The organism is Anabaena sp. CS-542/02 (genome assembly GCF_028331085.1).
GTDB lineage: Bacteria > Cyanobacteriota > Cyanobacteriia > Cyanobacteriales > Nostocaceae > Anabaenopsis > Anabaenopsis arnoldii.
In genome coordinates, this window is sequence record NZ_JAQMTM010000176.1 from 1 (window position 1) to 24,393 (window position 24,393).

General features: G+C 40.8%; 29 protein-coding genes. 9 read left to right on the top strand and 20 right to left on the bottom strand.

The window, feature by feature from the left end; genetic code table 11:
• Positions 1-395: 395 nt before the first annotated feature.
• Together PN447_RS18225 and PN447_RS18230 are read left to right on the top strand one after the other, a co-directional pair.
• On the top strand, positions 396-965 hold the full coding sequence (locus PN447_RS18225) for a hypothetical protein (protein ID WP_271764424.1): 570 nt from the start codon (positions 396-398) through the stop codon (positions 963-965).
• A gap of 5 nt (positions 966-970) precedes the next feature.
• Complete coding sequence (locus PN447_RS18230) at positions 971-1,378, top strand: hypothetical protein (protein WP_271764425.1); 408 nt, start codon at positions 971-973, stop codon at positions 1,376-1,378.
• Here the strand turns inward: PN447_RS18230 and PN447_RS18235 are convergent, their stop codons facing one another.
• The 5 genes from PN447_RS18235 to PN447_RS18255 all read right to left on the bottom strand — a co-directional run bounded on the left by PN447_RS18235 (position 1,379) and on the right by PN447_RS18255 (position 5,664).
• Positions 1,379-1,918 carry a DOMON-like domain-containing protein gene (locus tag PN447_RS18235; protein ID WP_271764426.1) on the bottom strand — a complete coding sequence of 180 codons (540 nt, stop codon included), beginning with the start codon at positions 1,916-1,918 and terminating at the stop codon, positions 1,379-1,381.
• On the bottom strand, positions 1,915-3,015 hold the full coding sequence (locus PN447_RS18240) for a phosphotransferase enzyme family protein (protein WP_271764427.1): 1,101 nt from the start codon (positions 3,013-3,015) through the stop codon (positions 1,915-1,917). Before PN447_RS18240 ends, PN447_RS18235 begins: the two co-directional genes overlap by 4 nt.
• A 63-nt stretch (positions 3,016-3,078) precedes the next feature.
• Positions 3,079-4,248 (bottom strand): AGE family epimerase/isomerase, encoded by a 1,170-nt coding sequence (locus PN447_RS18245; RefSeq protein ID WP_271764428.1) that lies wholly within the window; start codon positions 4,246-4,248, stop codon positions 3,079-3,081.
• A gap of 229 nt (positions 4,249-4,477) precedes the next feature.
• Positions 4,478-4,795, bottom strand: coding sequence for a hypothetical protein (locus PN447_RS18250; protein ID WP_271764429.1), 318 nt, complete (start codon positions 4,793-4,795; stop codon positions 4,478-4,480).
• A gap of 134 nt (positions 4,796-4,929) precedes the next feature.
• Positions 4,930-5,664 (bottom strand): class I SAM-dependent methyltransferase, encoded by a 735-nt coding sequence (locus tag PN447_RS18255; RefSeq protein ID WP_271764430.1) that lies wholly within the window; start codon positions 5,662-5,664, stop codon positions 4,930-4,932.
• 164 nt (positions 5,665-5,828) lie between these two features.
• On the opposite strand from PN447_RS18255, the gene PN447_RS18260 reads away from it, so the two are divergent.
• A complete protein-coding gene (locus PN447_RS18260; protein ID WP_271764431.1) occupies positions 5,829-6,263 on the top strand; it encodes a thiol-disulfide oxidoreductase DCC family protein in 435 nt (144 codons plus the stop codon).
• On the opposite strand, the gene PN447_RS18265 is transcribed toward PN447_RS18260, so the two are convergent.
• Complete coding sequence (locus tag PN447_RS18265) at positions 6,260-6,688, bottom strand: hypothetical protein (RefSeq protein WP_271764432.1); 429 nt, start codon at positions 6,686-6,688, stop codon at positions 6,260-6,262. The two genes, PN447_RS18260 and PN447_RS18265, sit on opposite strands and share 4 nt — an antisense overlap.
• A 161-nt stretch (positions 6,689-6,849) precedes the next feature.
• Positions 6,850-6,999 (bottom strand): hypothetical protein, encoded by a 150-nt coding sequence (locus PN447_RS18270; protein ID WP_271764433.1) that lies wholly within the window; start codon positions 6,997-6,999, stop codon positions 6,850-6,852.
• A gap of 59 nt (positions 7,000-7,058) precedes the next feature.
• Here PN447_RS18270 and psbQ point away from each other — a divergent pair, with 59 nt between their 5' ends.
• The 6 genes from psbQ (at position 7,059) to hemJ (ending at position 12,235) form a co-directional block, all read left to right on the top strand.
• Positions 7,059-7,517, top strand: a complete 459-nt coding sequence (gene psbQ / locus PN447_RS18275) for a photosystem II protein PsbQ (RefSeq protein WP_271764434.1) — start codon at positions 7,059-7,061, stop codon at positions 7,515-7,517.
• A 189-nt stretch (positions 7,518-7,706) separates the two neighbouring features.
• Complete coding sequence (locus PN447_RS18280) at positions 7,707-8,456, top strand: TPM domain-containing protein (RefSeq protein WP_271764435.1); 750 nt, start codon at positions 7,707-7,709, stop codon at positions 8,454-8,456.
• 5 nt (positions 8,457-8,461) lie between these two features.
• On the top strand, positions 8,462-9,202 hold the full coding sequence (locus PN447_RS18285; protein WP_271764436.1) for a LemA family protein: 741 nt from the start codon (positions 8,462-8,464) through the stop codon (positions 9,200-9,202).
• A 141-nt stretch (positions 9,203-9,343) separates the two neighbouring features.
• Positions 9,344-10,441, top strand: a complete 1,098-nt coding sequence (locus PN447_RS18290; RefSeq protein WP_271733342.1) for an NAD(P)/FAD-dependent oxidoreductase — start codon at positions 9,344-9,346, stop codon at positions 10,439-10,441.
• Positions 10,442-10,467: 26 nt separating this feature from the next.
• Positions 10,468-11,316 (top strand): alpha/beta fold hydrolase, encoded by an 849-nt coding sequence (locus PN447_RS18295; RefSeq protein ID WP_271764437.1) that lies wholly within the window; start codon positions 10,468-10,470, stop codon positions 11,314-11,316.
• 358 nt (positions 11,317-11,674) lie between these two features.
• Positions 11,675-12,235 (top strand): protoporphyrinogen oxidase HemJ, encoded by a 561-nt coding sequence (hemJ, locus tag PN447_RS18300; protein WP_271764438.1) that lies wholly within the window; start codon positions 11,675-11,677, stop codon positions 12,233-12,235.
• Between the two features lie 67 nt (positions 12,236-12,302).
• Here the strand turns inward: hemJ and panD are convergent, their stop codons facing one another.
• The 13 genes from panD to PN447_RS18365 all read right to left on the bottom strand — a co-directional run bounded on the left by panD (position 12,303) and on the right by PN447_RS18365 (position 24,373).
• Complete coding sequence (gene panD, locus PN447_RS18305) at positions 12,303-12,668, bottom strand: aspartate 1-decarboxylase (protein ID WP_271764439.1); 366 nt, start codon at positions 12,666-12,668, stop codon at positions 12,303-12,305.
• Between the two features lie 142 nt (positions 12,669-12,810).
• Positions 12,811-13,323 carry an inorganic diphosphatase gene (locus tag PN447_RS18310; RefSeq protein ID WP_271733338.1) on the bottom strand — a complete coding sequence of 171 codons (513 nt, stop codon included), beginning with the start codon at positions 13,321-13,323 and terminating at the stop codon, positions 12,811-12,813.
• 616 nt (positions 13,324-13,939) lie between these two features.
• A complete protein-coding gene (locus PN447_RS18315) occupies positions 13,940-14,125 on the bottom strand; it encodes a hypothetical protein (RefSeq protein WP_271764440.1) in 186 nt (61 codons plus the stop codon).
• A 341-nt stretch (positions 14,126-14,466) separates the two neighbouring features.
• Positions 14,467-16,053 carry an Hsp70 family protein gene (locus tag PN447_RS18320; RefSeq protein WP_271764441.1) on the bottom strand — a complete coding sequence of 529 codons (1,587 nt, stop codon included), beginning with the start codon at positions 16,051-16,053 and terminating at the stop codon, positions 14,467-14,469.
• A gap of 246 nt (positions 16,054-16,299) precedes the next feature.
• Positions 16,300-16,857 carry a nucleotide exchange factor GrpE gene (locus PN447_RS18325; RefSeq protein WP_271764442.1) on the bottom strand — a complete coding sequence of 186 codons (558 nt, stop codon included), beginning with the start codon at positions 16,855-16,857 and terminating at the stop codon, positions 16,300-16,302.
• Between the two features lie 153 nt (positions 16,858-17,010).
• Positions 17,011-17,223, bottom strand: a complete 213-nt coding sequence (locus PN447_RS18330; RefSeq protein ID WP_271764443.1) for a DUF2997 domain-containing protein — start codon at positions 17,221-17,223, stop codon at positions 17,011-17,013.
• Positions 17,224-17,414: 191 nt separating this feature from the next.
• A complete protein-coding gene (locus PN447_RS18335) occupies positions 17,415-17,789 on the bottom strand; it encodes a DUF1257 domain-containing protein (RefSeq protein WP_271764444.1) in 375 nt (124 codons plus the stop codon).
• Positions 17,790-17,883: 94 nt separating this feature from the next.
• The gene (locus PN447_RS18340) at positions 17,884-19,431 is read right to left on the bottom strand and encodes an AAA family ATPase (RefSeq protein WP_442867115.1); all 1,548 of its coding nucleotides are present in this window, start codon (positions 19,429-19,431) and stop codon (positions 17,884-17,886) included.
• A gap of 237 nt (positions 19,432-19,668) precedes the next feature.
• On the bottom strand, positions 19,669-19,842 hold the full coding sequence (locus PN447_RS18345) for a hypothetical protein (protein ID WP_271764446.1): 174 nt from the start codon (positions 19,840-19,842) through the stop codon (positions 19,669-19,671).
• A 333-nt stretch (positions 19,843-20,175) separates the two neighbouring features.
• Positions 20,176-20,967, bottom strand: coding sequence for a GUN4 domain-containing protein (locus PN447_RS18350; protein WP_271764447.1), 792 nt, complete (start codon positions 20,965-20,967; stop codon positions 20,176-20,178).
• Positions 20,968-21,115: 148 nt separating this feature from the next.
• Positions 21,116-21,274, bottom strand: a complete 159-nt coding sequence (locus PN447_RS18355; RefSeq protein ID WP_271764448.1) for a hypothetical protein — start codon at positions 21,272-21,274, stop codon at positions 21,116-21,118.
• A gap of 606 nt (positions 21,275-21,880) precedes the next feature.
• Entirely contained in the window at positions 21,881-22,852 is a 972-nt protein-coding gene (locus PN447_RS18360) for a DUF362 domain-containing protein (RefSeq protein ID WP_271764449.1), read from the bottom strand.
• 111 nt (positions 22,853-22,963) lie between these two features.
• Positions 22,964-24,373 (bottom strand): aspartate ammonia-lyase, encoded by a 1,410-nt coding sequence (locus PN447_RS18365; protein WP_271764450.1) that lies wholly within the window; start codon positions 24,371-24,373, stop codon positions 22,964-22,966.
• Positions 24,374-24,393: the final 20 nt, after the last annotated feature.

Below are 24,393 nucleotides of genomic sequence, written 5' to 3' on the forward strand. Positions count from 1 at the left end.
TCAATGGACAGGGATTTAAACGCAGCAATTAACTTATCGAGGTTGGCTAAACCTTGAAAGCTTACTGAGGGATAACCGCTCCCATGCTCCCATTGAAGTAAGAAATAAATGTCTAGACTTGTCTAGGATTTATATAGCAGCATTCCATCCATGGCTAAAGGCGCAAAATAGTAATACTGGTATGTGATCTATGTCATCTATCTCAAGATAGATATTAGGGTAAGCATTGATAAATCAAAATATTGGGGTTCAGAATACAGTCATATTGTGATATATAATTTAACAGTTATATTGATATAATTATGTAAATTTACTTTCAACGAATCAACTTCAAGTTCCCATACCTGTTGATGCTTTTAACCCTAAGTAGGTAAAAGCAAACATTAAATAATCCTATGGTGCAAAAAAATAATCAATCATCTGCTCGGTTTCGTTCCGCCACAGAGTTTCCCAAAACCATTGAGGGGCTTAACAACAATGAAGTTGATATCTTGTATCGAGAAATGCGAGATTGTCTAGTTTTCACAAATCGTAGTCGTTCCCAATTGCTCCGTAGAAATAAAGAACATAAACAACGGATGCAAGTTCTCATTAACCAACTGAAACAGGAAAAAACAGAATTTGCCGAAGTTTACCGCCAGACTGTGGTAGAAATGGAAAATGAAATTGGCTCAATGAGTCGATATTTAGACCAACTTTCTACAGCCTTTGATTCAGTCTCAGATATTGAGAATCCAGAACAAGCACACTGGAATTATTTATCTTTTCCCAGCAGGTTCTTCAAATTGGTGCAAGCAATTAAATCAATTGTACTATGGTGGCGGGAAGAAAAGACCCAGGAAACAGTAAAATTACCATCTGCTGTATCCTCCTCTCCTTTTACCCCTGAGCAACTACAGCAAAAACCACAAATGTCTCAAGACCCCCGTTCAATCGGAAAATCTCTTTTAGATAATGAGTCATAAAAATCATGGGTAAAAAACGCCTCAATCAACTGTTAGAGGTTCTCAAGGACAATTACCAACGAGACTTGCACAATTCCGCCGCCATTTACACAGTTGCGCAAGTGGCTGTAAATGAACTAGACCAGGAAGTTTACCAGAGCAATGAAACCCCCATAGCTGCTTTACCTTTTGCACCCAATTTAATAGATAAAGATCAACTTCTACAACAGTATGGCTCTTATAATGGGTGTCGCCAAGCAGCTAAAGAACGGGGAATTAAATTTTCTCGAACTCCTAGCTGGGAACAGCTAGCAGCAGCTTTGAGTTATGCAGAAATTTTACAAAAAATCATCACAAATTATGTCACTACATACCCTTACCCACAGCTACAAGGAACTAAATTTGAGTTAGTTTTTCCCGTTGGTGATGAATAGTTACAAATCAATCATAAAGGTATCTCGCCGATGAAAGTCAGCCTCTACCCCACTATGAGTTAATGCCCAGTAAGTAATAATACTATTTTTATCTTCTATCACAGTAGTAATTGCTGCTTCTATTTCCTGTTCTCTGGCGATGATGGGACCCAAATCAAGATCCACAAGCAGGGTTAAACTATCGCCTTGATTTTGGATACTAAAAGGAAGAACAGCAAAAGCTGTTTCCTCTCCCATCCCTTGACGGTATCCATCAAAGTGATAAACGTTCCAATCTCCAGCAGGGGAAAGGTTGAACTCCCAATACTGTGGATGACCTTTAATACCCAAGAAAAACTCAAAACAAGTATTTTTCCATAGTTCATGCTGGCGGGTTGGTGTATCTGATAACGGAGGAATCACAAGCTGTTGTAAGTCACCGATAAGTTGGTAATTCAGAGTAAGTTTATTTGCATATCGGTGGATATTACCTATAATCTGTATCCTGGGTAAGAATTGCTGTGAGGGAAAGGGTAGTAAGGAAAATGTCTGATTTATCATCTGAAATCTTGGATAATTTGGCGAATTGTGCTTTCTTGAGATTCTATGCTTTCAGTCAGCTTAAATTGAACTAAAGCTCTAGCCAAATTGTGTTCTGGATATTTGACTTTAAAATAGATATTCCCAGCTAAATAGTCAGTAAAAAATCTCAATCCCAACTCAAAGGTAATTAACCGAATGGCATCATAAATGTAGGTGTAGTCATTCTCTGTGAGAAAACCTTGAGCCACAGCCAGATAACCCTGTAGAATTAACTGACATATTTGTGTATTAAAATACACTTCTTCCCAATACTGGGTTTCTTCTCCCAGGGGATTGCAACCCGATCGCACGCAGTCACCAATATCATAATGTATTAGTCCCGGTTTGACGGTATCCAGGTCTATCAGGCTGACTGCTTTGTGAGTCGCTCGATCAAACAACACATTATTGATTTTAGGGTCGCCGTGGATCAGGCGTAATGGTAGTTTACCCTTGCCGATGGCAGTTTCTAAAATGTCTACAAAACTGGTGCTATCGCTGACGAATTGTAAACAATAATTGACTTCTGGTGATAGGTGTAGGTGAGTTTTTGCCAGGATATCCTCATACTGTTGTAGATAAAGTGGTGTAATATGAAACCCTGGTAAAGTATCCGCTAGTGTTGTCGGGGGTAGGTCACTGATGAGGTGATGGAACATCCCCAAAGCATAGCCGACTTCTGCGGCGCGGTAACTATCTTCCAGGGTGTCGAAGCATTGGGTATTTTCCACAAAGCTAATAGCTCGCCAGCAGCGGCCATTCTCATCTAACCACAGGTCTTGACTATCTTGAGTTGATAAAACCCGGGGAAACTCCCAGGGGCGATTAACTGGGCTACCTTTAAGGCGATCGCTCACATGATCTGTAACAATACGCATATTCTGCATTACCAATTCCGGCTGCCGAAACACTTGGGTATTGATGCGTTGCAACACAAAATGCTGTAGCTTGGCAGAATTGAGAGTTACCAGAAAAGTTTCATTAATATTACCATTCCCCAAAGACTGAATGGCTACAACCTGACCTTGATGTGTGAATTTCTCCGCGACAGCAATTAAATTAATCTCTTTTGTCATCTTCTTTTACCTGTACCACTCCCCACAGACCCTGCACAGAGGCTATACTGGGAAAAATCCCAGTTAACTGAGCGCTGCAAACTGTTGCCAACAAAGATACAATGCACGGGGTACATGGAAACACCCCTTCCACTTACCGCCCTTGAGATTTAACAACACTTCCCCACGACGATTGAGATAACCGAACCACTCCCCACCTTCAGGATCAGCAAAGTGTGACCAAGTATAATCATGCATTTTCTGGTACCATTGCCAACAAGAGTCACGCCCCGTCAAGCGATAGCCCATGGCTAATGCAACTAAAGATTCTAAATGCACCCACCATAATTTTTGATCCCATTCCAATTGCTGGGGGGGATGACACTGTGCATCCATAAAGTAATATAATCCGCCGTGTTCATTATCCCAGGCAAAATTGAGGATATTTAGCACCACATCAACAGCTTGATTAATAGTATCAGTATCATTTTTCCGGCTAGCGATATCCATAATAAACCACATAGCCTCAATGCCATGACCAGGATTAATTAACCGCCCCTCAAAGCAATCAATGTGAGAACCGTTAGGGGTGACATTCTCATACATCAGTCCCCGTTCCTGGTCAAGAAAATCCGTCATCACTTCTTTAACAGTGGTAGCTAGGACATTCTCAAGGGTTTCACTGGGTAGCAGCCATGCCATTTCTAAAGTGAGATTAGCTAAAATCATGGGTACAGCTAAGGACTTCATGCGGCGTGTACCCGGATGGGTCTTGTTATATTTGCCTTTAGGATTATCCTGACGGCGCAAAACATTGTTATAGGCTTGCAGCGCCACATCTTTAGCCCAGTCTGCGCCAGAAGCTAAGGCGTATTGACTAAATGCCATGGCGGCAAAGCAATCAGAAAATATATTATAGGGTTCTATCAGTGGCTGACCTGCACGGGTAAGGGCAAAGTACCAATTACCATCAGCATCTCTGCCATGTTGAGCCAGAAAATCCGCCCCATTTTTGGCAATTTCCAACCAGGTTTCGCGTTTTTCTAGCTGGTTGCATAGCATGGAGAAAGTCCACACCTGGCGATTTTGTAACCAGATAAATTTATCTGTGTCATAAACCTGACCGCTGCGGTCTAGACAGGTGAAATAGCCGCCATGCTCCCAGTCCAGGGAATATGTTTCCCAAAATGGCAGTATGTCATTGAGGAGTGTATTTTGATAAAGTTCCGCCAGGATTTTGCAGTTGTAGCCCATATATTTACTGTTGTATGAACCTGAAAAAGAACCCCACCCCAGGGGAGACTTTGACGGGAAATCAAAGACGGGGTGAGGTTCCTTAACAATTATCAGTTAAGACTTGCCAGTTCACAATGTACTCAGGGACACAACTTATTTGGCTGTTTGCTTCTATACTGTGGGTAGAGACACAGTTGCTCATACCCATTATGTCTGCTATCCTAGATGGAGTGGAAAAGATTTACAACTAGCCCAAAGAATTACCAGCTTGAGAAAGCATTTCTCCGAGTCGCTGCACTTTATCGGCTATGTTACCGGTAGCGTTAGCTGCTGCGGTTTGAGTATCTTCGCCTAAATCAACCAGAATATCCGCAATGGATGCCGCATCGCCACTGAGAAGCGCCTCTTTCAGTTCCCCCAAGTCTTCAGCTAGGTCAGTTCCTGAGAGTTGTTGCTGCCAAGTATTGATGATAGCCATGGCTTGGTCGGTGGGGATAGATGTCAGGTCTGTTTGCAAGGCGGAGATGGTGCTATCTAGGTCAACGTTTTGGATTGCATCAGCCATAAAAAAAACTCCTGTATTGAGTTCATCTGCATAATCCACAGTGGATTACTACCTGACCTAATTCTTCTCGATATCAATACTTAAGTCCTCAGCCTAAGGTTATACAGTATGGAGTTCTAAAAGTTAGAAAAGTATCAAAACTTGACTTTATATAAATCAAATAATTCTCCGGATTGCTGCTTCACTATTTTTGCACCAGTAGCTTTGATCATTTTTTCCCACTCGGCTATTGGTTCTAGAAATACTTCAGCCCCCAAATATGTTTCCAAAACTGCCCAATCTTCTGCTAAAGGGTGTTCTGGGTTGAGGATGTCAAATACAAAATGTCCCTCTGGTTTTAAGACCCCCTTGACTGCTAGTAACACAGCATCCCAATATTTTAGGGGAAAATAGCAGCTAAAACCTGTAGCGATCGCCAAATCAAATTGGTTGGGCGAGTAGTTTAATTGATGGGCTGGCCCCAACTCTACACCTTTGAACAGCTTAGAATTCAATTGGGGACCACGGGAATTGAGGGTATCCCGCGCCACGGTGCTGATTTCTTGACCATAAAAATATGCTGACCAATCCCGCCAAGGATAGATTAAGAAGCTGACACCACAGCCAATATCTAAACATTGCTGGTTTTTTTTCGGTTGAGCAATTTCCCAAAAAGGAGAAACAATTCTCCCTGACAAAATACCCGCTACCCATTCTTGATATATGGGCATTTCCTGTATTTCTGCTGGTAATTCCCAGTCTTGCTTTTGATACTGTCGGTTAAAGCGATACCCTACCTGGGCGACTCTCTCCTCCCAGTTCTCTGACTGATAGGGAGTTTGGGAGGGAAAGAGATCACTGGGTAATGGTGAATTACGCTTTTTAGACATTCTCTTTGGTATTCCTAGATGATTTAGAATTAAATTCTAGTGTACCCAATTGAGGAATGGGGAGATGTTGGTTTTATTTCCACTCAAAAAGTAACACTTTTGCCTCAGTCTTTGTACTTATTTTCCTCACTACCTATCTACCTCCATCCAAAGAAGTCAATTTTATGAATTACTACGTTATCTACGATGGAAACTGTAATCTCTGTGTTACCCTAGTGCAATTACTAGAAACGCTAGACCAAGGAAGGCTGTTTCGCTACGTTCCCATGCAACATGAACAAACACTAGCACAGTGGGGAATTACCCCCCAAGATTGTCAACTGGGAATGATTTTAATTTTAATTGATGGCGATACACCGCAAAGACGTTGGCAAGGTAGTGACGCAGCTGAAGAGATTGGTCGGTTATTACCTATGGGAAGAGTATTTGTAGATGCTTACCGGGGTTTACCTGGGATGAAGTGGGTGGGCGATCGCTTTTATGAACAAATCCGCGACCACCGTTATACTCTTTTTGGCAAGCGTGAGAGTACCTATCAATCGGCCTATTGTGTCGATGGTCACTGTAGAACACCAAGACCTTTGATCAATGAGTCTTAATCACTAGGTTTATTAAACACCTCTAAAATGTGCCGACAAATCTGCTTGAGTTTGTCACCGACTTCTGGAGCAGGTTCACAAATACCGACAAAACTCCAGTTTTCTACTGTAGACAGTCGCCACGCCTCACCACTGTGGTCAAAACCAGCAACTTCTAAACCGATAGCACGCCGTGAGTCACTTATGGGATCTTGGTAAAAGCGGATTTGAATTAAGATACTGCGACTGCGCCAAGATTTGCTGATTCCCGGAAAGTGAAAACCGATGTCGATAGAATCTGGATCTACCAACTCCCTGGTATCTGGGTCATTCTTCCAAGGTTTGAGATCTGATTTAGCATCAGGAAACTCCAATTTAAACAAATTCACTACGGTAGCAATCTTGCTGGCGAGTTCAAGGTTTGTTGCTTGTTCAGATGCGTTCACGAAAAAACACTCCTATATTTTACGGAACTATGGGGAATGTTAGGACAGAAAAACCGCCAGAAGGCTCATTATATTATTGTTTCGAGCTGATCAGTACCTTTGATACTTAGCAAATTTAAAATTTCCCTTTCTTGAGAATTCTGGAGATTAACAACTGCTGATTAAGTCTTGGGAGACTGGTTAGGGTTATCTTGAGTGATTATACTTAATTTTCCAGAGAATACGCAGTAATTATCCACTAAAGCCAAAATACCAACGCCCATAACTAGATTTTTCAGGAAAATACCTTGTGAAGTAGAACGATAAATCACCCCAACGATCTAAAATTACACTGTTAGTCGGCACACACAAAACAAATTCAATTCAGTTTATGGCGCGTCAACGCTCGATTTTTTCGCTTATTTTAGTATTATTAGCCACATTACTTATTAGCTGTGGTGGTCCTAGTGGCACAGTTGCACCTCCAACCTACTCAGCAACTCAACTAGAGAGAATTCAGGAATATGTTCCCAAAATTCAGGCTGTGCGCGATCGCGCTGCAGAACTAAAAACCCTGATTGAAAAAAAGGATTGGATTAATGTAGGTAATTTTATACATGGTCCGATGACAGAAGCTAGGTTGAGCATGACTTATATTATTCCCAATCTCCTGCCTTCGTCCCAACCCACAGCACGGGAAAAAAACCGAGATTTGCTCAACCACTTAGTTAAAATTGATGAAGCTGCTGGACAGGGTAATACACAGCCGGCTTTGAATAACTACCAAGCGGCTTTGGGAGATATTGACCAATTCCTGCAACTGCTTCCTGATACCAGTGGGAAATCATAAGTACATTAGGCACTAGCTAGAATACAATGGGTAGAGGGTAATCCGTTTGTTGTTTTTCTCTCTACCTGCTGTCCGGTCTTGGGATATTCACTGATGTGAACTAGATAATCTCTAGACCTTTGCCATATCTAGGCCAAACCAATGCAATTTAATTTTAACGAGAATAAACCCCATTATATTTGGGTGATAATGTTTAATTTATCTGTGGGTTTATCTGTAATTTTTGCGCCCCTATCTAGCCTAGCTGTGACAGTTCAAGAAATCCCCAATCCCCGTGATAAATCTGGTGATTGGGTAACTGATATGGCGAGTATCCTCAGTGAGGATACACAAGCCAGAATTAATCAGATGATTTCTGATTTAGAGGCGAACAGGGGTACAGAAATGGCTGTAGTCACAGTACCAAGCACTTCATCAGCAGCTTCTCCTAAAGACTTTGCCACCGAATTATTTAACTACTGGGGAATTGGCAAAGCAGGAGAAGATAATGGTGTATTATTCTTAATCTCAGTAGGCGATCGCAGGGTAGAAATTGAAACTGGCTACGGTGTAGAGGAGATTTTACCCGATGCTAGAGTGGGAAATATTATTGATACCGAGATTATCCCCAAATTTAAACAAGGGGATTTTGAAGGTGGTATCCTAGCGGGAACAAAGGCGCTGGTAGTCGTTTTAGCCTCTGAACCCGATACAGTGGGCATTGTACCTAGAGCAGGGGTGACTGATAATGAACCTCCTTTCATATGGGTGATGTTACGTAGCTTCGGACTGGTGGGAATATTTGTATTGTTCGGATATGTGATTTATATTACCTCCGGCAGTAGCGGCGGCGGTGGTAATAGTTTTGGCGACGGTAGTAGCGGGGACGGTAGTAGTGGGGGTGGTGATGGTTTTGGCGGCGGTAGTAGCGGTGGCGGTGGCGCTGGTGGTAGTTGGTAGATACTATGATGAACAATCCAGAAAAGAGAATTCCCGAAGAAATGGCCCCAGATGTGCTGGAGTTAGCCTCGCGCTACTACGCCCAACACACTCAAAGTTACTCTGCTGCTGACTTAGTGGCTGCGGGTCAGGAAGTTGATATTCCTGTGGAGTTCATTGAACAAGCAATTCAAGATATCCAAGAAAGACAACAGCAAGAACAAGCAGCACAACAGCAGTTGGCACGTTTTCGCCAAAGGCTAGTGACTATTGTCGCTGGTATATTAGCAATATCAATTATCTGGACTGGCTGGACTTACAATTTAATTCAAAGTAGTGGTAACACAGTAGAAGCGGCTTGGGCACAAATGGAAAATCAACTCCAACGCCGTGCTGATTTAATTCCCAATCTGATCAATATCGCCCAAGCTGATGCTCAACAGGGAAAGGAGTTAGTTGCTTTATTGGAGCGATCGCGTCAAGCTTATTTACAAGCGGCAACTCCCCAAGAAAAAGCTGATGCAGCAGTCCAAATGAATCAAGCAATTGCAGGTTTTACTAATTATGTAGTTGCTAGTTACCAATTGCAATCTAACCAATTATTGACTAACCTTCAGTATGAGTTAACAGGTACTGAAAATCGTCTGGCTGTGGAACGCAGGCGTTATAATCAAGCTGTACAAGCTTATAATCAAAAAGTCCAAAGTTTTCCTAACTCCTTGGTAGCGAATATGTTTGGCTTTGAAAAGCGCGAATTTTTCCGCTAAATAGCCAGACTTCCCCAGTCTTGTATAATTAATCAAAACATCATCACCACAGATTATTGCTCAGGCGATTGCGCCCAGGGCAGCACCAGAGGCGATCGCACAATAGAAACAAGAAATACCAAGATAAATTCCTCTAAAAACATGGATATAGTGATTATCGGTTGTGGTATTGTGGGAGCGGCGATCGCCTATGAACTCAGCCTAATTAAGAGTCTTAACATTACAGTCATTGACCGTCAACCACCCGCCCAAGCTTCCACAGGTGCGGCACTAGGGGTTTTAATGGGTGTGATTAGCCATAAAATCAAAGGTCAAGCTTGGCAAAGGCGACAAACAAGCATCCAACGCTACGAAACCTTAATTCCCGAATTGGAAGCTCTAACAGGTCGTAAAATTCCTTTTAACCGCCAAGGGATGATCAAGCTTTTAGGGGCAGAAGAAAATTTACCAGAGTGGGAAAAACTGGCGGAAATTCGCCACTCTCAAGGCTGGAAGTTAGAAATTTGGGACACAGCCAAACTCAAAACTTTTTGTCCCCAAGTGAATCACCCTCAAGTTACCGCAGCGGTGTATTCTCCCCAAGACCGTCAACTAAATCCCAGGGCTTTGACCTTAGCTTTGGTTGAGGCTTCCCAATACAATGGGGTAAGGTTTAAATTTGGTGTGGATGTTTTGGGTATTGAACAAGAAGGTAATAACTTTCCTGCACTTGCCACTACAGAGGGTAAAATTAATGCTGATTGCATAGTCGTAGCAGCGGGACTAGGTTCTACATCACTCACAGCACAACTAAACCAGAGGGTGAATATTCGTCCGGTACTAGGACAAGCGTTACAAGTACGTCTAGAACGACCATTAGGCAATAATCCTGAGTTTCAGCCGGTTGTGACTGGGAATGATGTACATATTGTCCCTGTGGGGAACGGTAATTATTGGGTGGGTGCGACGGTAGAGTTTCCTAGTCATGATGATCAAATCCCACCTAATCAAGAATTGTTAGATCAAGTTTGGCAGCAAGCGATCGCCTTTTGCCCAGATTTAGCCACAGCCGAAATTATTCGCACGTGGTCGGGTTTACGTCCCCGTCCTGAAAATCGTCCCGCGCCAGTGATTGACAAACTACTAGGCTTTAGTAACGTCCTCTTAGCTACTGGACACTACCGCAATGGGGTTTTACTAGCACCGGCCACAGCTGACGCAATTCGTGAGATGATTATTTCTATTGAAAATAAAAAATAGTTTTTAGATTTTATTAGGAACATAACGTGTCTTTAAAAGAACATAAAATTACCGTAGATTCTCTACAATGGTTTTATCGGGAATCTGAACCCATTGGCAAAACAGATTTACTGCCTGTGGTGTTACTACACGGTTTAGTATCCCAGAGTTACAGTTGGCGGAACATTATGCCGGCTTTAGCCAGTCAAGGAACCAGAGCGATCGCCCCTGATTGGATTGGTTATGGCTTTTCCGCCCAGCCAGAAAAATGGGATTTTGCCTACACACCCGATAAATTTATCACCGCCTTAGAAGGATTCATCAAAGCCTTAGAATTGGAACGTTTTTCTTTAGTTGTTCAGGGATTTTTAGGCTCTGTAGGGTTACAATATGCCTTGCGCCATCCAGAACAAATTGCTAACATAGCTATTTTAAACACACCAATTTCCACCACTGCCAAATTACCTTGGAAAATCAAACAACTGGGTTTACCATTGGCTGGTGAAATGCTGACCCAAGACCCTCTGTTGGTTGATCGCACACTAGAAGGCGGTAGTCGTTACCGCATCGAAGATCAAGATTTAGATATTTATCGCAAACCATTTTTAAAAGCTTCCACTGCGGGGCGAAGTCTGCTGGCCACTATTCGCAACTTACAACTAGACAAAGCAATGTCGGAAATAGAATCTGGCTTTCAGCAATGGGAACAACCCATTCTGATTCAGTGGGGAATGATCGACCCTTGGCTATCCATAGATGTAGCAGAAAAATTTGCTCATTCTGTACCTCATGCCGAATTAATAAAAATTAATAATGTCGGACATTACCCTCAAGAACACTACCACAAAGAGATTTTAGAAGACCTTTTACCTTTTCTCCGGCGGATAAATACCTAGTCATAAAATAGCTAAATCTGGGAAAAATCGATATTATAGAGCCAGGAAAATACTTGAATAACTCAAAATCTCAACTTATCTGTTTCAGTGATTGGGTAAGTTATGGGAATAACTTAACTATAGAGAATAAATTACAAGAGTCAGTCGAAATATCTCTAAAAACATATTTTAGGCGTTTGATATGTGGCTCTGTGTTTATTGAGTAGCTCCTGTGTAATTCAATCAAAAATCATTTTTTTGTCTAAGTTTAAGTATGGTCAAGGCTAGTGAACAATGATTTTCTCGCTTTTGATAATATTATTTAAGACTGCATTTATCCAATTTTTCTTAACAATAAAATTGATGGAGATTTGAGTTCATGGCTTACTCGTGGTTTAAAGCATTTCATTTGATTGGCATTGTAGTTTGGTTTGCGGGATTATTCTATCTAGTACGTCTATTTATCTACCATGTAGAAGCCAACCAAGAACCAGAACCAGCAAAAACCATACTGAAAACTCAGTATGAGATTATGGAAAAACGGCTCTACAATATCATTACCACTCCGGGAATGTTGGTAACCGTAGCAATGGCTATAGGTTTATTAAGCACTGAACCGGAAGTTTTAAAACAGGGTTGGTTGCACATTAAGCTACTATTTGTTTGTCTTCTAATTGGTTATCATTATTACTGTAGTCGTCTGATGAAACAGTTGTCCGCCGATGAGTGTCGCTGGAGTGGTCAGCAGTTGCGGGCTTTAAATGAAGCGCCGACCGTGATGTTACTGGTGATTGTCTTATTGGCTGTGTTTAAAAATAATCTACCAACAGATATTACAGTTTGGGTGGTTTTTGGCTTGATCATCTTGATGGCGGTGACAATTCAGCTTTATGCTAAAAAACGCCGCCGGGATAAAGAAAAGCTGATGGCACAAAACTAACCTCCCCGCTCTCCTGATGGATGCACAGGAGAGCGTTAATGAGCTTGAGGTAAGTAATTACCCAGGACTAGACATACTGTCTCACTTCTAATGGTCGGTTGTTTTCGTCCACCAGGACTACCTTAGGAGCGTAATTTTGTAACTCTTCTGGGGTAAACTGGCCATAAGCCATAATAATCACGCGATCGCCTGAAATTCCTAGACGTGCTGCAGCGCCATTGAGTTCAATCACGCCGGAATTAGCTGGGGCTGGTATTGTATAAGTAATAAAACGCTCACCATTAGCATTATTCACTACTTGCACTTGCTCATAGGGTAAAATTCCAGCTTTGTCCAACAATACTTGGTCGATGCTGATACTACCCACGTAGTTGATATTTGCCCCTGTGAGGGTACAGTTATGAATTTTTGCCAAAAGGAGAGTACGCTGCATTTTTTTTCAGATTTTTAGAGCATTTTTTGCCGTTCACAACTGGCCAAGGCTGTTTGTGTCTTGACAAAGGTAATGGACAGTTAGAGTTAGGAGTTAAAAACCACAACTCATAACTCATAACTCATAACTGTGAGCTTTTGTATTATGCTTTAGCAGCCCTAATAAATTTCTCTACTAAGGGTGCCACTTTGTCAACATCTTGCCAACCGAGAATTTCTGTAACCTTCTTTTCCAAATTTTTATAACTGCGGAAAAATTCGGCAATTTCTTCTAATCGGTGTGGTGCTAAGTCTTTGAGAGATTTTACATGAGCGTAGCGCGGATCTTTGTCAGGAACACAAAGAATTTTCTCATCGCGATCGCCGCCGTCGATCATTTCTAACATTCCAATTGGTCGTGCGGCAATAACACACCCTGGAAAGGTAGGTTCATCCATAATCACCATACCATCGAGAGGATCGCCGTCATCAGCTAAGGTGTTAGGTACAAAACCGTAGTCATAAGGATATCGTACGGAAGAATAAAGCACTCTGTCCAGGGCAAAGGCTTGTAAATCTTTGTCAAACTCGTATTTATTTTTACTCCCGCCGGGGATTTCAATTAAAACATTGAGTATACCCGGTTTTGGTTGAGCAGGAATACGGGATAAGTCCACAAAAAAACTCCTCTGATAACGGTAAATTAAATTAGCATTCAGTTTGGCTGCTTGTATACATTTGTCAAGTACCCACAACTGATGCGATGTATTTGACACTCCCCCACTAACCTCAGAATGGGAGATTCTTGCTACCCTGCGGGAAGGCTGCGCCTACACAGAAAACCGCTTTTTGGTACAAGTAACACCTGGTATTTCATGTCGCACCCACAAGCTTGAATTCCTGTGTGTTTCACAGTACTGTAATGTTCTGTCTTCTGACTTAACCCAGTAATTTTGCTTGATTGTCACAACTACCCAGCTTTAATGGGGGCAATTGGTGAATTGCCCCTATTAGTATGCTACCAAAGTCTCTGCGGTACAATTCATCTTACCGCTAAAACTTTGTGAGCGGGAGTCATCCGACGCATACAGGAAACCCTGCGGCCGGAGGAAGGATGTCAAACTATATATACATCTGTAGGAAAACATCAAGATATCTGCTCACAGAAAGAGCGATTCCCGCCGTCGCCAACTTCCTCGGGCTGCTCTGTCTACACATTCAAAATCTTAGCTCACAATCTGTTTTCTCCTTTCTCGAGCTAACTGGCTGTGATCCCTTTGTTGTAAGTATTTTTTAATTTCCACTTCTTGGTGGTGTATAGGTTGGGGGTTGCTGGTTATTTGAAGCATCAGTTGAATAGTGGGCAATGACAAACACAGGTAGTGTTAGAGTCACTAGAGCGATCGCAGTTCCCACAATGTCTGCCAAACGATGGGAATATGTATCGGTAGGGCTGGCAGACTGGCTAGTTGCATTCATACAAATTGAAATTCGTCACTTTTTTGGTAGTTTGACCCTCTAAAAGAGAGTGTTGATGCTATTCTAACTATTTTTTTCTGGTCAATTATGTAGCACGCAAAAATTTTGACAGTTTGGCAACTTTCATATTACTACTTTCTTTTCTGGTATTTTTGATACAATTTTCTACACAAGTGTTGTATTCCTGACTTTACTAGCGCCGCTGACTGTAATGTTGGCTTTTATGTTAAGAATAGGTTAAGCCAATTAGTGATCAATCAAATGAAATGGATAAGCAGCCATCTGCTTGCGCCATAGGGATTTTAGAGGATATTTAGCAGTTACTACTAATGATCATGACATTACCTCAACTTATATACTTCTCCCCTATCAACTAATATCTGTCCGGTCAACAAATCCTTCACAGTAGCTAATAAAGTCCGATGAGAATCTACGTAAAATAACACAGATATCCTATCAAAACCTGCTTCTCCGGGAGGGTTAAGTTTAGCCACACAAACCTTTTGATGTTGACTATCTAAAGAACGATAAGTTTCTTGGTGTTGGAGAATACTGCTTGTCATTCTTCCTGACGCATCAAAAGCGATTTCTGTTTGCGTCATATCGCCTAATTCACCAATATCTAAATGCACCTCCGCTTGTCCATTATTTGCAACTTGTAAATTTAACCATGCTTTAGATTCACAAGGATATTTTGTACCTTGTGTAAATAAGCGATGATAAGTATATGTTCTACTGTAAGCATCCCATAAACGAATAGCATAACTATGATGCAAGAAATCATCAACCTGTGTAAATTTCGTCACTGCTAAAGCACCATGACAGACCGCATCAAAGGGCTTATTAAGATTTACCTTATTCTTACCGAAATAAGATGTAATTAGTTGTCTAACTGACGGAATTAAACAACTTCCTCCTACTAATAAAACTTGCTCAATATCATTTTTATGAATACCTTTTCTGAAAGCCATTCCTAACACATCATCTAAAGCTTCGCGCAACTGTTGCAAAAATTGTCTATTTTCTAAAATTTCCTCTAATTTTTCACGACTCATTCTCAATTCATAAGACATAAAAGATTCATCATCAAACCAGGTTTCACTAACAGATTGATTTTTGGATAATTGAATTTTTAGCTTTTCGGCAATTTCTAACAAATTTTGATAAGCAATTCTGCCTAATTGTTCCCGTCTTAAATTCTGAGAACGTAAATAATCTTCTACTATCCAAACATCAATATCTTCTCCACCTACATAAGCTTGAGATTTAGCTAAAACCTCAGCGCGTAAATTACCATTGGGACTAGAATGAGGAACTGTTTTGAGTAAACTTAAATCTAGAGTTCCTCCACCAAAGTCCACCACTAATATCAACACACCAGGATGTTTGATAGCATATCCCAAAGCAGCAGCAGTAGATTCATCTATAATTGAAACTTCAGGAACATTTAATTTTGCTCCCAAGTCTCGAAACCAATCTAAATAACGTTCAAAAGCACCAACAGGAACAGTAAAAACTAAATGATTTGGTTTAATATTTTGGTTTTTAATTTCTCTCCAAATACTTTGAATAAATAAATCACATATTGATATAGAATCATAATCTCTTCCCTCGATATGTCTCGGGGGTGATTGATAATCTCCAGCTAAATCACGTTTAAACTTTTTAAATAATCGCTCAGGAGGGTAACTTTGAGAAAGTCCTAGTCTTTGACTGCGGACACTTTCGCCTAGGATCACCTGGTTATGTGATTTAATAAAGAGTACACTGGGAATAACTGGAATTTCTAATCTTTCACCGTGAGAAGAAGCACCAATAAATAAACGGGATAGATTAGGAAAACGTAAACTTTTAGGTAATTGAGTATCAGGTTCTAAAATACTGACCACAGTATTACTTGTACCAAAATCAATTGCAACAGTTGTCATAATTCAAGATTGAAAGTAGGTTTGGTTTCAACGTAAATCAACAAAACCATGAGGTCATGAAATTTTTCATTTTTGCTTCTAGCAATGGTAAAATTGCACCTGGCAAGGTGGTATTATTTTAATTATCTAATACCGCTAATACCGCAGTTTTAAAAATACAGTAGGATCACCTGATATTTAAGTATAGATTTATCTGTGTTTGATGGATTTTTAATTGAGTAAACTCACCCCACAGTATGAAATATTTTAATATTTATATTTATTCAATCTACCTGGAAGAGTGCGACTAACCTTAGCTGGATAGAGAATATTATTACCTTTTTGATAACCAATAAAACGAATATATACTAATTCTCCTTCTAGTATATCATCACTATCAGCTTGATGTAATTGGGGATGATAGTTTACCTGTTCCCAAGTTTCACCAATGGGGGTATAACCCCAACTAGAAATAAGTTGCTCTAAAGATGTGAAGAGGGACAGTATGTTTTTAGCAGGTAATTCAGGTTGTGATAGAGCCATTTTCTTAACTGTAGGATAGTTACTGAGTAAGGTTTGCAGTTGGGTAAAAGTCTCACACTGAAAATCACTTTGTAATTGTTGAGCTTGTTGTTTTAACTCTTCTCTGAGTCGTTGACATTGAATTTCTAAATCTTGGATTTTTCTCTCTGTGTCTGGAGAAATCACAGGTTGATTGATAATAGGTAGAGCTTGATATTTTTCTAAAAATAATGACGACAAAACCATATAAATCGCCACTACCATAATTATACCAAAAGCAAGATGATTTATTTGTTCTAGCATATTATTTATTGAGATATCTTTGAAATAAAAATCGTTTAAAAGGTAAAATCATACTGTCTAACTCACTTTTCTTATGCATGAAAGGGTAAATCTTATTTCCAAGATAAGATATTTGTGTGCTGCTGCGATTTTGACAGGAATTATATTATGTCATCACCACTGCTGTAAGGATTGATTTTCAGATATATTAATTAACCCATCTCTTTCGTAATATTCAGGTAAAAGTTGCTGAGATTCTATTTCTCCCAATGATTTTTCTAAACCTCGTGTCGTTTCTACACAACTAGTTCCGGTTGCATTTAAAACCTTTTCGACAATCTTACCATCTTTACCAATATGATATTCAACTTTTTGATATTCTGTCATGATGCTTCTTCCTTTATGCTCATTATAACCAATAATACTTTTAAACTGGGAGCAGTTCATTTTTTGAGAAAACTGATAAAATCTCTACCCAACCCTCTCTTGATGAATAGGAGAAAGGGCGAGTATAAATTTTATTTACGTCCTTCAGCAGGGGGATATAATATACATCGTGAAAACAGAGATGTTCACCCTTAAACCCATCTACCTACTACAACCCTGATCGTACCATCTTCTAATACTTCTTCTGTCTCTATATTAAATCCCTCAGTTTCAATTGTCTTCATCAAGATTTTGTGCGCATATTTTTGACTAATATTATTGACAAACTCCTGTTCATCAATTTCGGCACCCCAAAAATCTGCAACTAATTCATAATTTTCTCCCTGTTGACGAAAGCCTAAATCATAACCATTTTGTTGACGGATGACATATTCGGCTGTAGTGCTATCACCCATGTACCCGCGTACATTAGTATTTTGTTCTACGGTATAACCTAATTCTCGTAGTACTTGATGTAGAATTTCCCCCTCTTTGATTTGGATTTGGATAGTCGTAAAATGAGACATATAAAACTCCTCAATGTAATTCCTTCTAGCGGAATAGTCATGTTATGATTATGATCTTCTGACAGAAGAGAATATTCACCTATTCCCCTTTCTTCTAATCTACTTCTAGGGGAGTTAAACCTTGTTGCTGAGAATAGTTTTTTAACTCCTCAACTAATTGGGTATCTATAGAAGCTGTTCTGGCTCCTGCTTCCGCAGCCCAGCGTTTTAAACTAGCGATTTGTTCTTTGGCTATGGCTGCTAAAGGTACGGTTTCTGATATAGCGGCTAAAATATCATCTGTGTTAAAATCACGCCGATTACCATTTACCAGATTACCAAAAGCTCGATGCATTCCATCAATAATCACTTGCTGAATTTCAGCACCGCTAAAGTTTTCTGTATGTTCAGCAAGTTTGGGTAAATCAAAGTCTCGCAGTTGGGAGGGACGAATTTTTTGCAGGTGGACTTTGAAAATATCATGACGTTCTTGTTCTGTGGGCAAATTTAAAAAGAATATTTCATCAAAGCGCCCTTTCCTTAATAACTCAGCCGGGAGAATTTGCACATTATTGGCGGTAGCTACCATAAAGACTGGACTTGTTTTTTCTTGCATCCAAGTAATTAATGTCCCAAATACCCGGCGAGAGGTGCCAGAATCACCATCAGCACCACTATTGATATTACCAAATGCTTTATCTATTTCATCCATCCATAATACACACGGAGAAATCGCTTCTGCTAATTGAATCATTTTGCGAATGCGATTCTCACTTTCTCCCACTATTCCCCCAAATAGTCTACCCACATCTAAGCGTAAGAGAGGTAAACGCCATTCATGGGCAATGGTTTTGGCTGATAATGATTTACCAGTTCCTTGTATTCCTACAAGTAAAATTCCTTTGGGGTTAGGTATTCCATACCGTCGAGCTTCTTCGGTAAACGCATCTTGACGCATCCGCACCCACTGTTTAAGATTTTCCAATCCCCCAACATTCTTTAATGATTCATGGGCTGTGTAAAATTCTAATATTCCTGTTTGGCGAACTGCTTGTTTCTTGGCTTCTAAAACTCCGTCAATATCTGATTCGTTTACTTGTCCTTTGGCGGCTAAAGCTGCTGCTAAAACTCGCCGAATTCTAGCGCGACTTAATCCTTCACAGGCTTTGATGAGTTGCTCTTTTCCTAGTCCGCTTAACTTGAGTTTCTCAGGAACCACTAGTTGGTGAATCAAGTAATCAATCTCTGCAATCTTTGGTAAAGGAAAATCAATAACTGTGATTTCTTCTTGTAATTCTGGAGGAATAGTTAATGTATGACTGGTGAGGATGAGGGTCTGACGGGTGCGGTTGAGTTGTCGAGTCAGATTTTTGAGCGCGCGAATCACGGGAGCATGTCTTTCCATCTCCGGGGTTTTGAGGATAAAATGTATATCACGCAATACAAATATAGTAGTTGTGTTTTCTGGTGCTTTGGCTATTCTGGCTAATGCACTCATGACGGATCCTTTATCGTTTCCGTTGTCATTCCAACCGGTAACTATGTCCCAGAATAATAGCTGACGCTCTGACTGGGATAGTTGCGTGACTTGTTGTAGGACTTCTTCTATGGGTTCTTCTTCGGCTCCCACTATATAAAGTAGTGGATAGCGGGCGCGAAGCATTAAGTCTAACTGCTGGACTAGTTTTTCATGGGGACTTGCGGTGCTCACAGCATTGTTACTCATTAGTATAAATGGCAAATGAATTATTAATGTATGAAATTTGTCTAGGAGATATGAGCAGTTATAAGTTGGGCTATCCTGTCGCTAAACCACCACCGATTTTTATGGTTCAGCTATTTATTTCGATTCCTATCCTAATAACTACCCGACAAAAAGCTTTATAAAGTTAGCTAATGGTCAAACACCATTGGCTAGATTTTCGCCTCTATGATTCAAGCCTTGTTGGTGAGGATAAGAATAGCGACATCTCAGGCTGGGAATAGCATTTAAAAGGGCTGGTAACTCCGGCGCTTGACTTGGAATATTAAGCACAGTATCATGTTCTTCCGGTTCCTGTGGATTATTCATCATTCCTCAACACTGGGTTTATTTATTGCTGTATTAAAAATATCATACTCCCGCAGGATAATAAACGCCCAGTCTATTTATCCCCAGTTCCTATATGGCGAAGTGAGAATAAATTTCTGATTTTTGACCTTTCCTAGAGCGTTTATGGTGGCTCTTGTTGAGCGATTACCTTGGGATCTGCGCGATAGCTGGCGTGGCGCAGCCATAGGGCGATCGCAAGCTATATTATAGCTAAACCTTGAGCGGATGGCAATTGCTAATTTTCCGCATAGGTAGTAAGGTCAGACAGGGCATGACCGCCAATTCACAATAAAAGTTTATATTTCTGTGTCACCCTCATATGCTACAATTGGATAATTTAGAAATCAGAGAAATAAACAAATCTCGACCACCGACAAAACAAGACTCGACACAACACCAAAGAGCTAAAAAATTAGGCATTTGTACCGTTTGATTTCTCCTATCACAATTAATCTCAGTGCATTGCAGGCAATGGTTAGTCTTCCTCCATCCTACTCTGTCCCCGAAAGCTTTCCAAACTTCATAGTCCCACTCTTGAGTTCCCCCCAAACTTTCATAAATCTGCTTTTGCACAGAAAAACCAAACAGCCCATCGCTGTACTTTAACCACAACTGGTCAATGGTACCAAGGTCTCCACAGGGAAAGTCATGAATACTTTGAATATTTAACCAGCCTTCCTCTTCCCTTTGCGCAACAGCTAACATTACCCGCTTTGTTTCCTCATCAGCTGCTTTCCACTTCTGTTTTGCGAGTAAGTCGCGCAGGTGAGTATAGTCTGCCCCTACAACTGAGTATAACTCTATTCCGTCCTCAAATATTCTTAACGCTTCTTTGGCCTTGGCTTCTGTGCGAGACTGCAACAACGAATAAGCTGCATATTGTACCTTTGGTGACTCATCATTTAAAGCCTGAATTAGGAAATCTAAACCCAGTTCGCCATAATTGAAAGCTTGTGCAATTCCTAGGATTCTCACCTGGGGATTAGGATTACTAAAGCGTAATACCACCCCTTCCATACCACCTAAAACTGCTGCGAACTCTGGCGCTGGATGTTGTCCACCAAGTACAGCATCGTATTCACCAGGTTCTTGCGGATTATTCGTCATTGCTCTATCTCTAGCCTTGATGTATTGCTGTGTGCAAAAGATTGGACCTAGTGAGACGGTGGGACAGATGCCAGAAACTTATGCATATTGATCAACTTATGCAGTTTGACAGTTGTGACTATGAGCAAACATTTTTTGCAAACATTTTTTATTCAGTTTTATTCACCGGAGATGATATGCGGCTAAGTATCGCCAGTAATATATATGAATTCAACCAATAGTTAACTTTGGCATAAGCTACTTGCAGAAGTTCGCTATACAGTAAAGGCGCTGCGGTTTGCAACCCAATCACAACGATCTGTGTCATACTGGTAAGTTCACAAAAAACTGTATATCTATATTAAGGACAATAGAGATCATAAGTTTATGTGACTCCCACTGCTGAGGAATCGCGGATTTTGGGGATGGTGTTTGAGCAATTTCGTCCCTGTTGATAGGTGTTATTCTGACACCAGAATACCTGGCGACCGCTGACATCTCTACCCACAAGAGGATAGGATTTTACGCTCTACCAATCAACGGACTTAACCCCATGTCCTAATTATAGTATCACCCAAGTATTATGAGAAATACTTGAATAAATCTTAATTACTCTGAATATCACCCCAAAAACCCTATCTTAGTTAGTAAATGTTAAACCCTGGTAACTAGGTAGAGTTTGCTCACCAAAAAAATGAACAATGGGTTTAAAGTCTTGCCAATGTAGCGGTACTTTTTAATACAGAACTATAAATAGGGTGTCAGTCTGGCTATGCTGCAACTAGAGGTAGTTCATACCCACAATCTGAGAGTTGCTAGGGTAAGCAGTATGTGGCAATATTTCACTTATACATACTTTATCGGGTTGAGCGATGGCGATCGCCCCTATGCTAATTTCATGTTTTCACCTAAACATACAACGAGAATTAAGAATCTAACCTTTACCATAAACACTCATCGGCTCCTTGAGGAACTTAATATAAAAATGTTTAAACGTAGACTTAATCACCCGAGGCATGGCAAAATCAATTGGCATTAACTGATCTGGTAGTTGCCAATCTGTTATTGTCAGTAAATCTGGATGTAAATGGGGAAAATCAATTTCGGTAAGTTCAGGACAAACGCCCAACCTTTGAGAAGCTGCAACCGTAGGTACTTGTTCCGGTGATACCTTGAGAATTTCCAGCATTGACCGATCTAAAGCAAATACATCTGATGCTGCTGCTAAAATACCCAAATCACGGGGTTCTCCCCCACTAGGTCCATTACCTTCATGACCAATGATACCATCTAAAATGGTTAGGTTGGGATTAATTGCCCTGGCAGTCTCTACTAGCATTTCACCAAATCGTTGAGCATCTTTCCCGGCTTCCATGTGCCACCAAGCTTTCATTTTACCAGGAACACAACCAAACAGATTTTTTACCCCCATAGTTAAAGTCAACTGCATATGTGATTTGACTTTGGGTAAGTTAATGACTACATCTGCTTCCATAGCCTCTTTACATAGCCGCAGATGATTAAAATCTTCACTGACAGTTTGGTAACGCTTACCGTGAAACTCAATAATAGGAATATTCAGTTCTTCTAAAAGCGGGAGATAGCCATTGGCTTGTGCTACTCCTTTAGCGCTTCCAAAAGCCGGACTGTCCCCTAAAAAGGGCTGACCACCAGCGTCTATGACCATCTGGGCAACTTCATAAACCAGTTCCCTGCGGGTTGTACACTCTTTATGGGGACGGGACCCTGTGAGAAGATTCGGTTTGAGTAACACTCTATCCCCTGGTTTCACAAAGGCAGACATCCCCCCCAAAGGTTGCAGCAGGGTAGCTAAAGATGCCCGTAAAGCCTCTTGTTCATAGGAAGTAGCCCGAATCAAACTAACGGATGGTTTTTGAGTCTGCATGGATAAATAATATAATATAGGATTGATATAGGTACAATTATACACCCCTCTTCTTGGTAAGGAGAGGGGAGACCTTGAAGTGAATCAAAAGCGAGGTAAGGTGTTTGAATTTTATGTTAGAGGCACAATGGCGCTCATTTGTTCCAAATCTAACACTTTTGCTAATTCCCCTTCACTCATTAAGCCTTTTTCTAAAACAATTTGCCTGAGAGATTTACCGGTTTCTAAAGATTCTTTGGCTACAGCAGCCGCATTTAAATAACCAATGTGGCTATTTAGTGCGGTGACTAATGCTAAACTACCTTCAGCATAAGTTAAACAACGTTCCCTGTTGGCAGTAATTCCCTCAATGCAGCGTTGGGTGAGAGCGGCGATGGTATTACCGAGAATTTCGATACTGTGAATCAGATTATAGGCGATGAGGGGCATCATTACATTCAATTCTAATTGTCCTGCTTGAGCAGCTAAGGCGATCGCATGATCGTAACCCATTACCTGAAAACATACCATAGATGTCATTTCTGCCATAACTGGGTTATATTTACCCGGCATAATTGAGGAACCTGGTTGTACTGCGGGTAATTGAATTTCTTTAAACCCAGTTTTGGGGCCTGAGTCCATTAACCGCAAATCATGGGATATTTTGACTAAATCCTGGGCTAAATTGCGTAAAGCACCGGAAACATTCACAAAAGGTGCCATACTCTGCATTGCGGCCATTAAATGGGGTGCTGGTTCCAATGGCGATTCCATCAATTGGGCAATCACTTCTACCACACGGGTGCGATACTGGGGATGAGTATTCATTCCAGTACCAGCAGCACTACCACCCAAACCCAATACCATTAAATCCCCAGAAGCTATATAAATGCGGTTCTGGTGGTCTGATAATATCTGCGCCCAAGCGCCGAAATTATCACCCAAACGCACAGGGACAGCATCTTGTAAGTGGGTTCTGCCTGATTTGACTATATCTTGAAATTCTACAGCTTTGGTTTCTAAGGCGGCGATCGCTTTGAACAAAGCAGGGTGTAATGTGTGGGTGAGGGCTAATAGTCCCCCAATCCGAATTGCTGTAGGAATCACATCATTGGTAGACTGTCCATAGTTTACATGGTCATTGGGACTCACCCGCTGATAATTGCCCTTTTCTTCCCCAAGAATTTCTAAAGCTCGATTTGCTAAAACTTCATTGACATTCATGTGGTGAGAAGTCCCCGCACCAGCTTGATAAACATCTACTACAAACTGATCTCGTAACTTCCCGTCCAATATTTCATCAGCAGCTTGGACAATTGCTTGACTGATATCTGGGGGAATACAACCTAATTCTCCGTTGACGATGGCAGTAGCTTTTTTGATAATTAAACAAGCATCTACATAAGTAGATAAGGCTCTAATGCTGCTAATATCGAAGTTTTCTACTGCTCGGAGTGTTTGAATACCGTAATAAGCGCTACTTGCAATTTGGCGATCGCCCATGGAATCGCGTTCAATGCGAAAATCTTGATTTTCAGTCATAGTATTCTGTGGATCATGTC

What these genes read in the sequence shown, in the direction of transcription:
- PN447_RS18365 (WP_271764450.1), bottom strand. Translation starts at nt 24,373, where the DNA reads ATGACTGAAAATCAAGATTTTCGCATTGAACGCGATTCCATGGGCGAT.
- PN447_RS18260 (WP_271764431.1), top strand. Translation starts at nt 5,829, where the DNA reads ATGAATTACTACGTTATCTACGATGGAAACTGTAATCTCTGTGTTACC.
- hemJ (WP_271764438.1), top strand. Translation starts at nt 11,675, where the DNA reads ATGGCTTACTCGTGGTTTAAAGCATTTCATTTGATTGGCATTGTAGTT.
- PN447_RS18285 (WP_271764436.1), top strand. Translation starts at nt 8,462, where the DNA reads ATGATGAACAATCCAGAAAAGAGAATTCCCGAAGAAATGGCCCCAGAT.
- PN447_RS18345 (WP_271764446.1), bottom strand. Translation starts at nt 19,842, where the DNA reads ATGATGAATAATCCACAGGAACCGGAAGAACATGATACTGTGCTTAAT.
- PN447_RS18225 (WP_271764424.1), top strand. Translation starts at nt 396, where the DNA reads ATGGTGCAAAAAAATAATCAATCATCTGCTCGGTTTCGTTCCGCCACA.
- PN447_RS18360 (WP_271764449.1), bottom strand. Translation starts at nt 22,852, where the DNA reads ATGCAGACTCAAAAACCATCCGTTAGTTTGATTCGGGCTACTTCCTAT.
- panD (WP_271764439.1), bottom strand. Translation starts at nt 12,668, where the DNA reads ATGCAGCGTACTCTCCTTTTGGCAAAAATTCATAACTGTACCCTCACA.
- PN447_RS18320 (WP_271764441.1), bottom strand. Translation starts at nt 16,053, where the DNA reads ATGACAACTGTTGCAATTGATTTTGGTACAAGTAATACTGTGGTCAGT.
- psbQ (WP_271764434.1), top strand. Translation starts at nt 7,059, where the DNA reads ATGGCGCGTCAACGCTCGATTTTTTCGCTTATTTTAGTATTATTAGCC.
- PN447_RS18350 (WP_271764447.1), bottom strand. Translation starts at nt 20,967, where the DNA reads ATGACGAATAATCCGCAAGAACCTGGTGAATACGATGCTGTACTTGGT.
- PN447_RS18280 (WP_271764435.1), top strand. Translation starts at nt 7,707, where the DNA reads ATGTTTAATTTATCTGTGGGTTTATCTGTAATTTTTGCGCCCCTATCT.
- PN447_RS18315 (WP_271764440.1), bottom strand. Translation starts at nt 14,125, where the DNA reads ATGAATGCAACTAGCCAGTCTGCCAGCCCTACCGATACATATTCCCAT.
- PN447_RS18355 (WP_271764448.1), bottom strand. Translation starts at nt 21,274, where the DNA reads ATGACACAGATCGTTGTGATTGGGTTGCAAACCGCAGCGCCTTTACTG.
- PN447_RS18235 (WP_271764426.1), bottom strand. Translation starts at nt 1,918, where the DNA reads ATGATAAATCAGACATTTTCCTTACTACCCTTTCCCTCACAGCAATTC.
- PN447_RS18230 (WP_271764425.1), top strand. Translation starts at nt 971, where the DNA reads ATGGGTAAAAAACGCCTCAATCAACTGTTAGAGGTTCTCAAGGACAAT.
- PN447_RS18250 (WP_271764429.1), bottom strand. Translation starts at nt 4,795, where the DNA reads ATGGCTGATGCAATCCAAAACGTTGACCTAGATAGCACCATCTCCGCC.
- PN447_RS18255 (WP_271764430.1), bottom strand. Translation starts at nt 5,664, where the DNA reads ATGTCTAAAAAGCGTAATTCACCATTACCCAGTGATCTCTTTCCCTCC.
- PN447_RS18340 (WP_442867115.1), bottom strand. Translation starts at nt 19,431, where the DNA reads ATGCTTCGCGCCCGCTATCCACTACTTTATATAGTGGGAGCCGAAGAA.
- PN447_RS18245 (WP_271764428.1), bottom strand. Translation starts at nt 4,248, where the DNA reads ATGGGCTACAACTGCAAAATCCTGGCGGAACTTTATCAAAATACACTC.
- PN447_RS18240 (WP_271764427.1), bottom strand. Translation starts at nt 3,015, where the DNA reads ATGACAAAAGAGATTAATTTAATTGCTGTCGCGGAGAAATTCACACAT.
- PN447_RS18335 (WP_271764444.1), bottom strand. Translation starts at nt 17,789, where the DNA reads ATGTCTCATTTTACGACTATCCAAATCCAAATCAAAGAGGGGGAAATT.
- PN447_RS18330 (WP_271764443.1), bottom strand. Translation starts at nt 17,223, where the DNA reads ATGACAGAATATCAAAAAGTTGAATATCATATTGGTAAAGATGGTAAG.
- PN447_RS18290 (WP_271733342.1), top strand. Translation starts at nt 9,344, where the DNA reads ATGGATATAGTGATTATCGGTTGTGGTATTGTGGGAGCGGCGATCGCC.
- PN447_RS18325 (WP_271764442.1), bottom strand. Translation starts at nt 16,857, where the DNA reads ATGCTAGAACAAATAAATCATCTTGCTTTTGGTATAATTATGGTAGTG.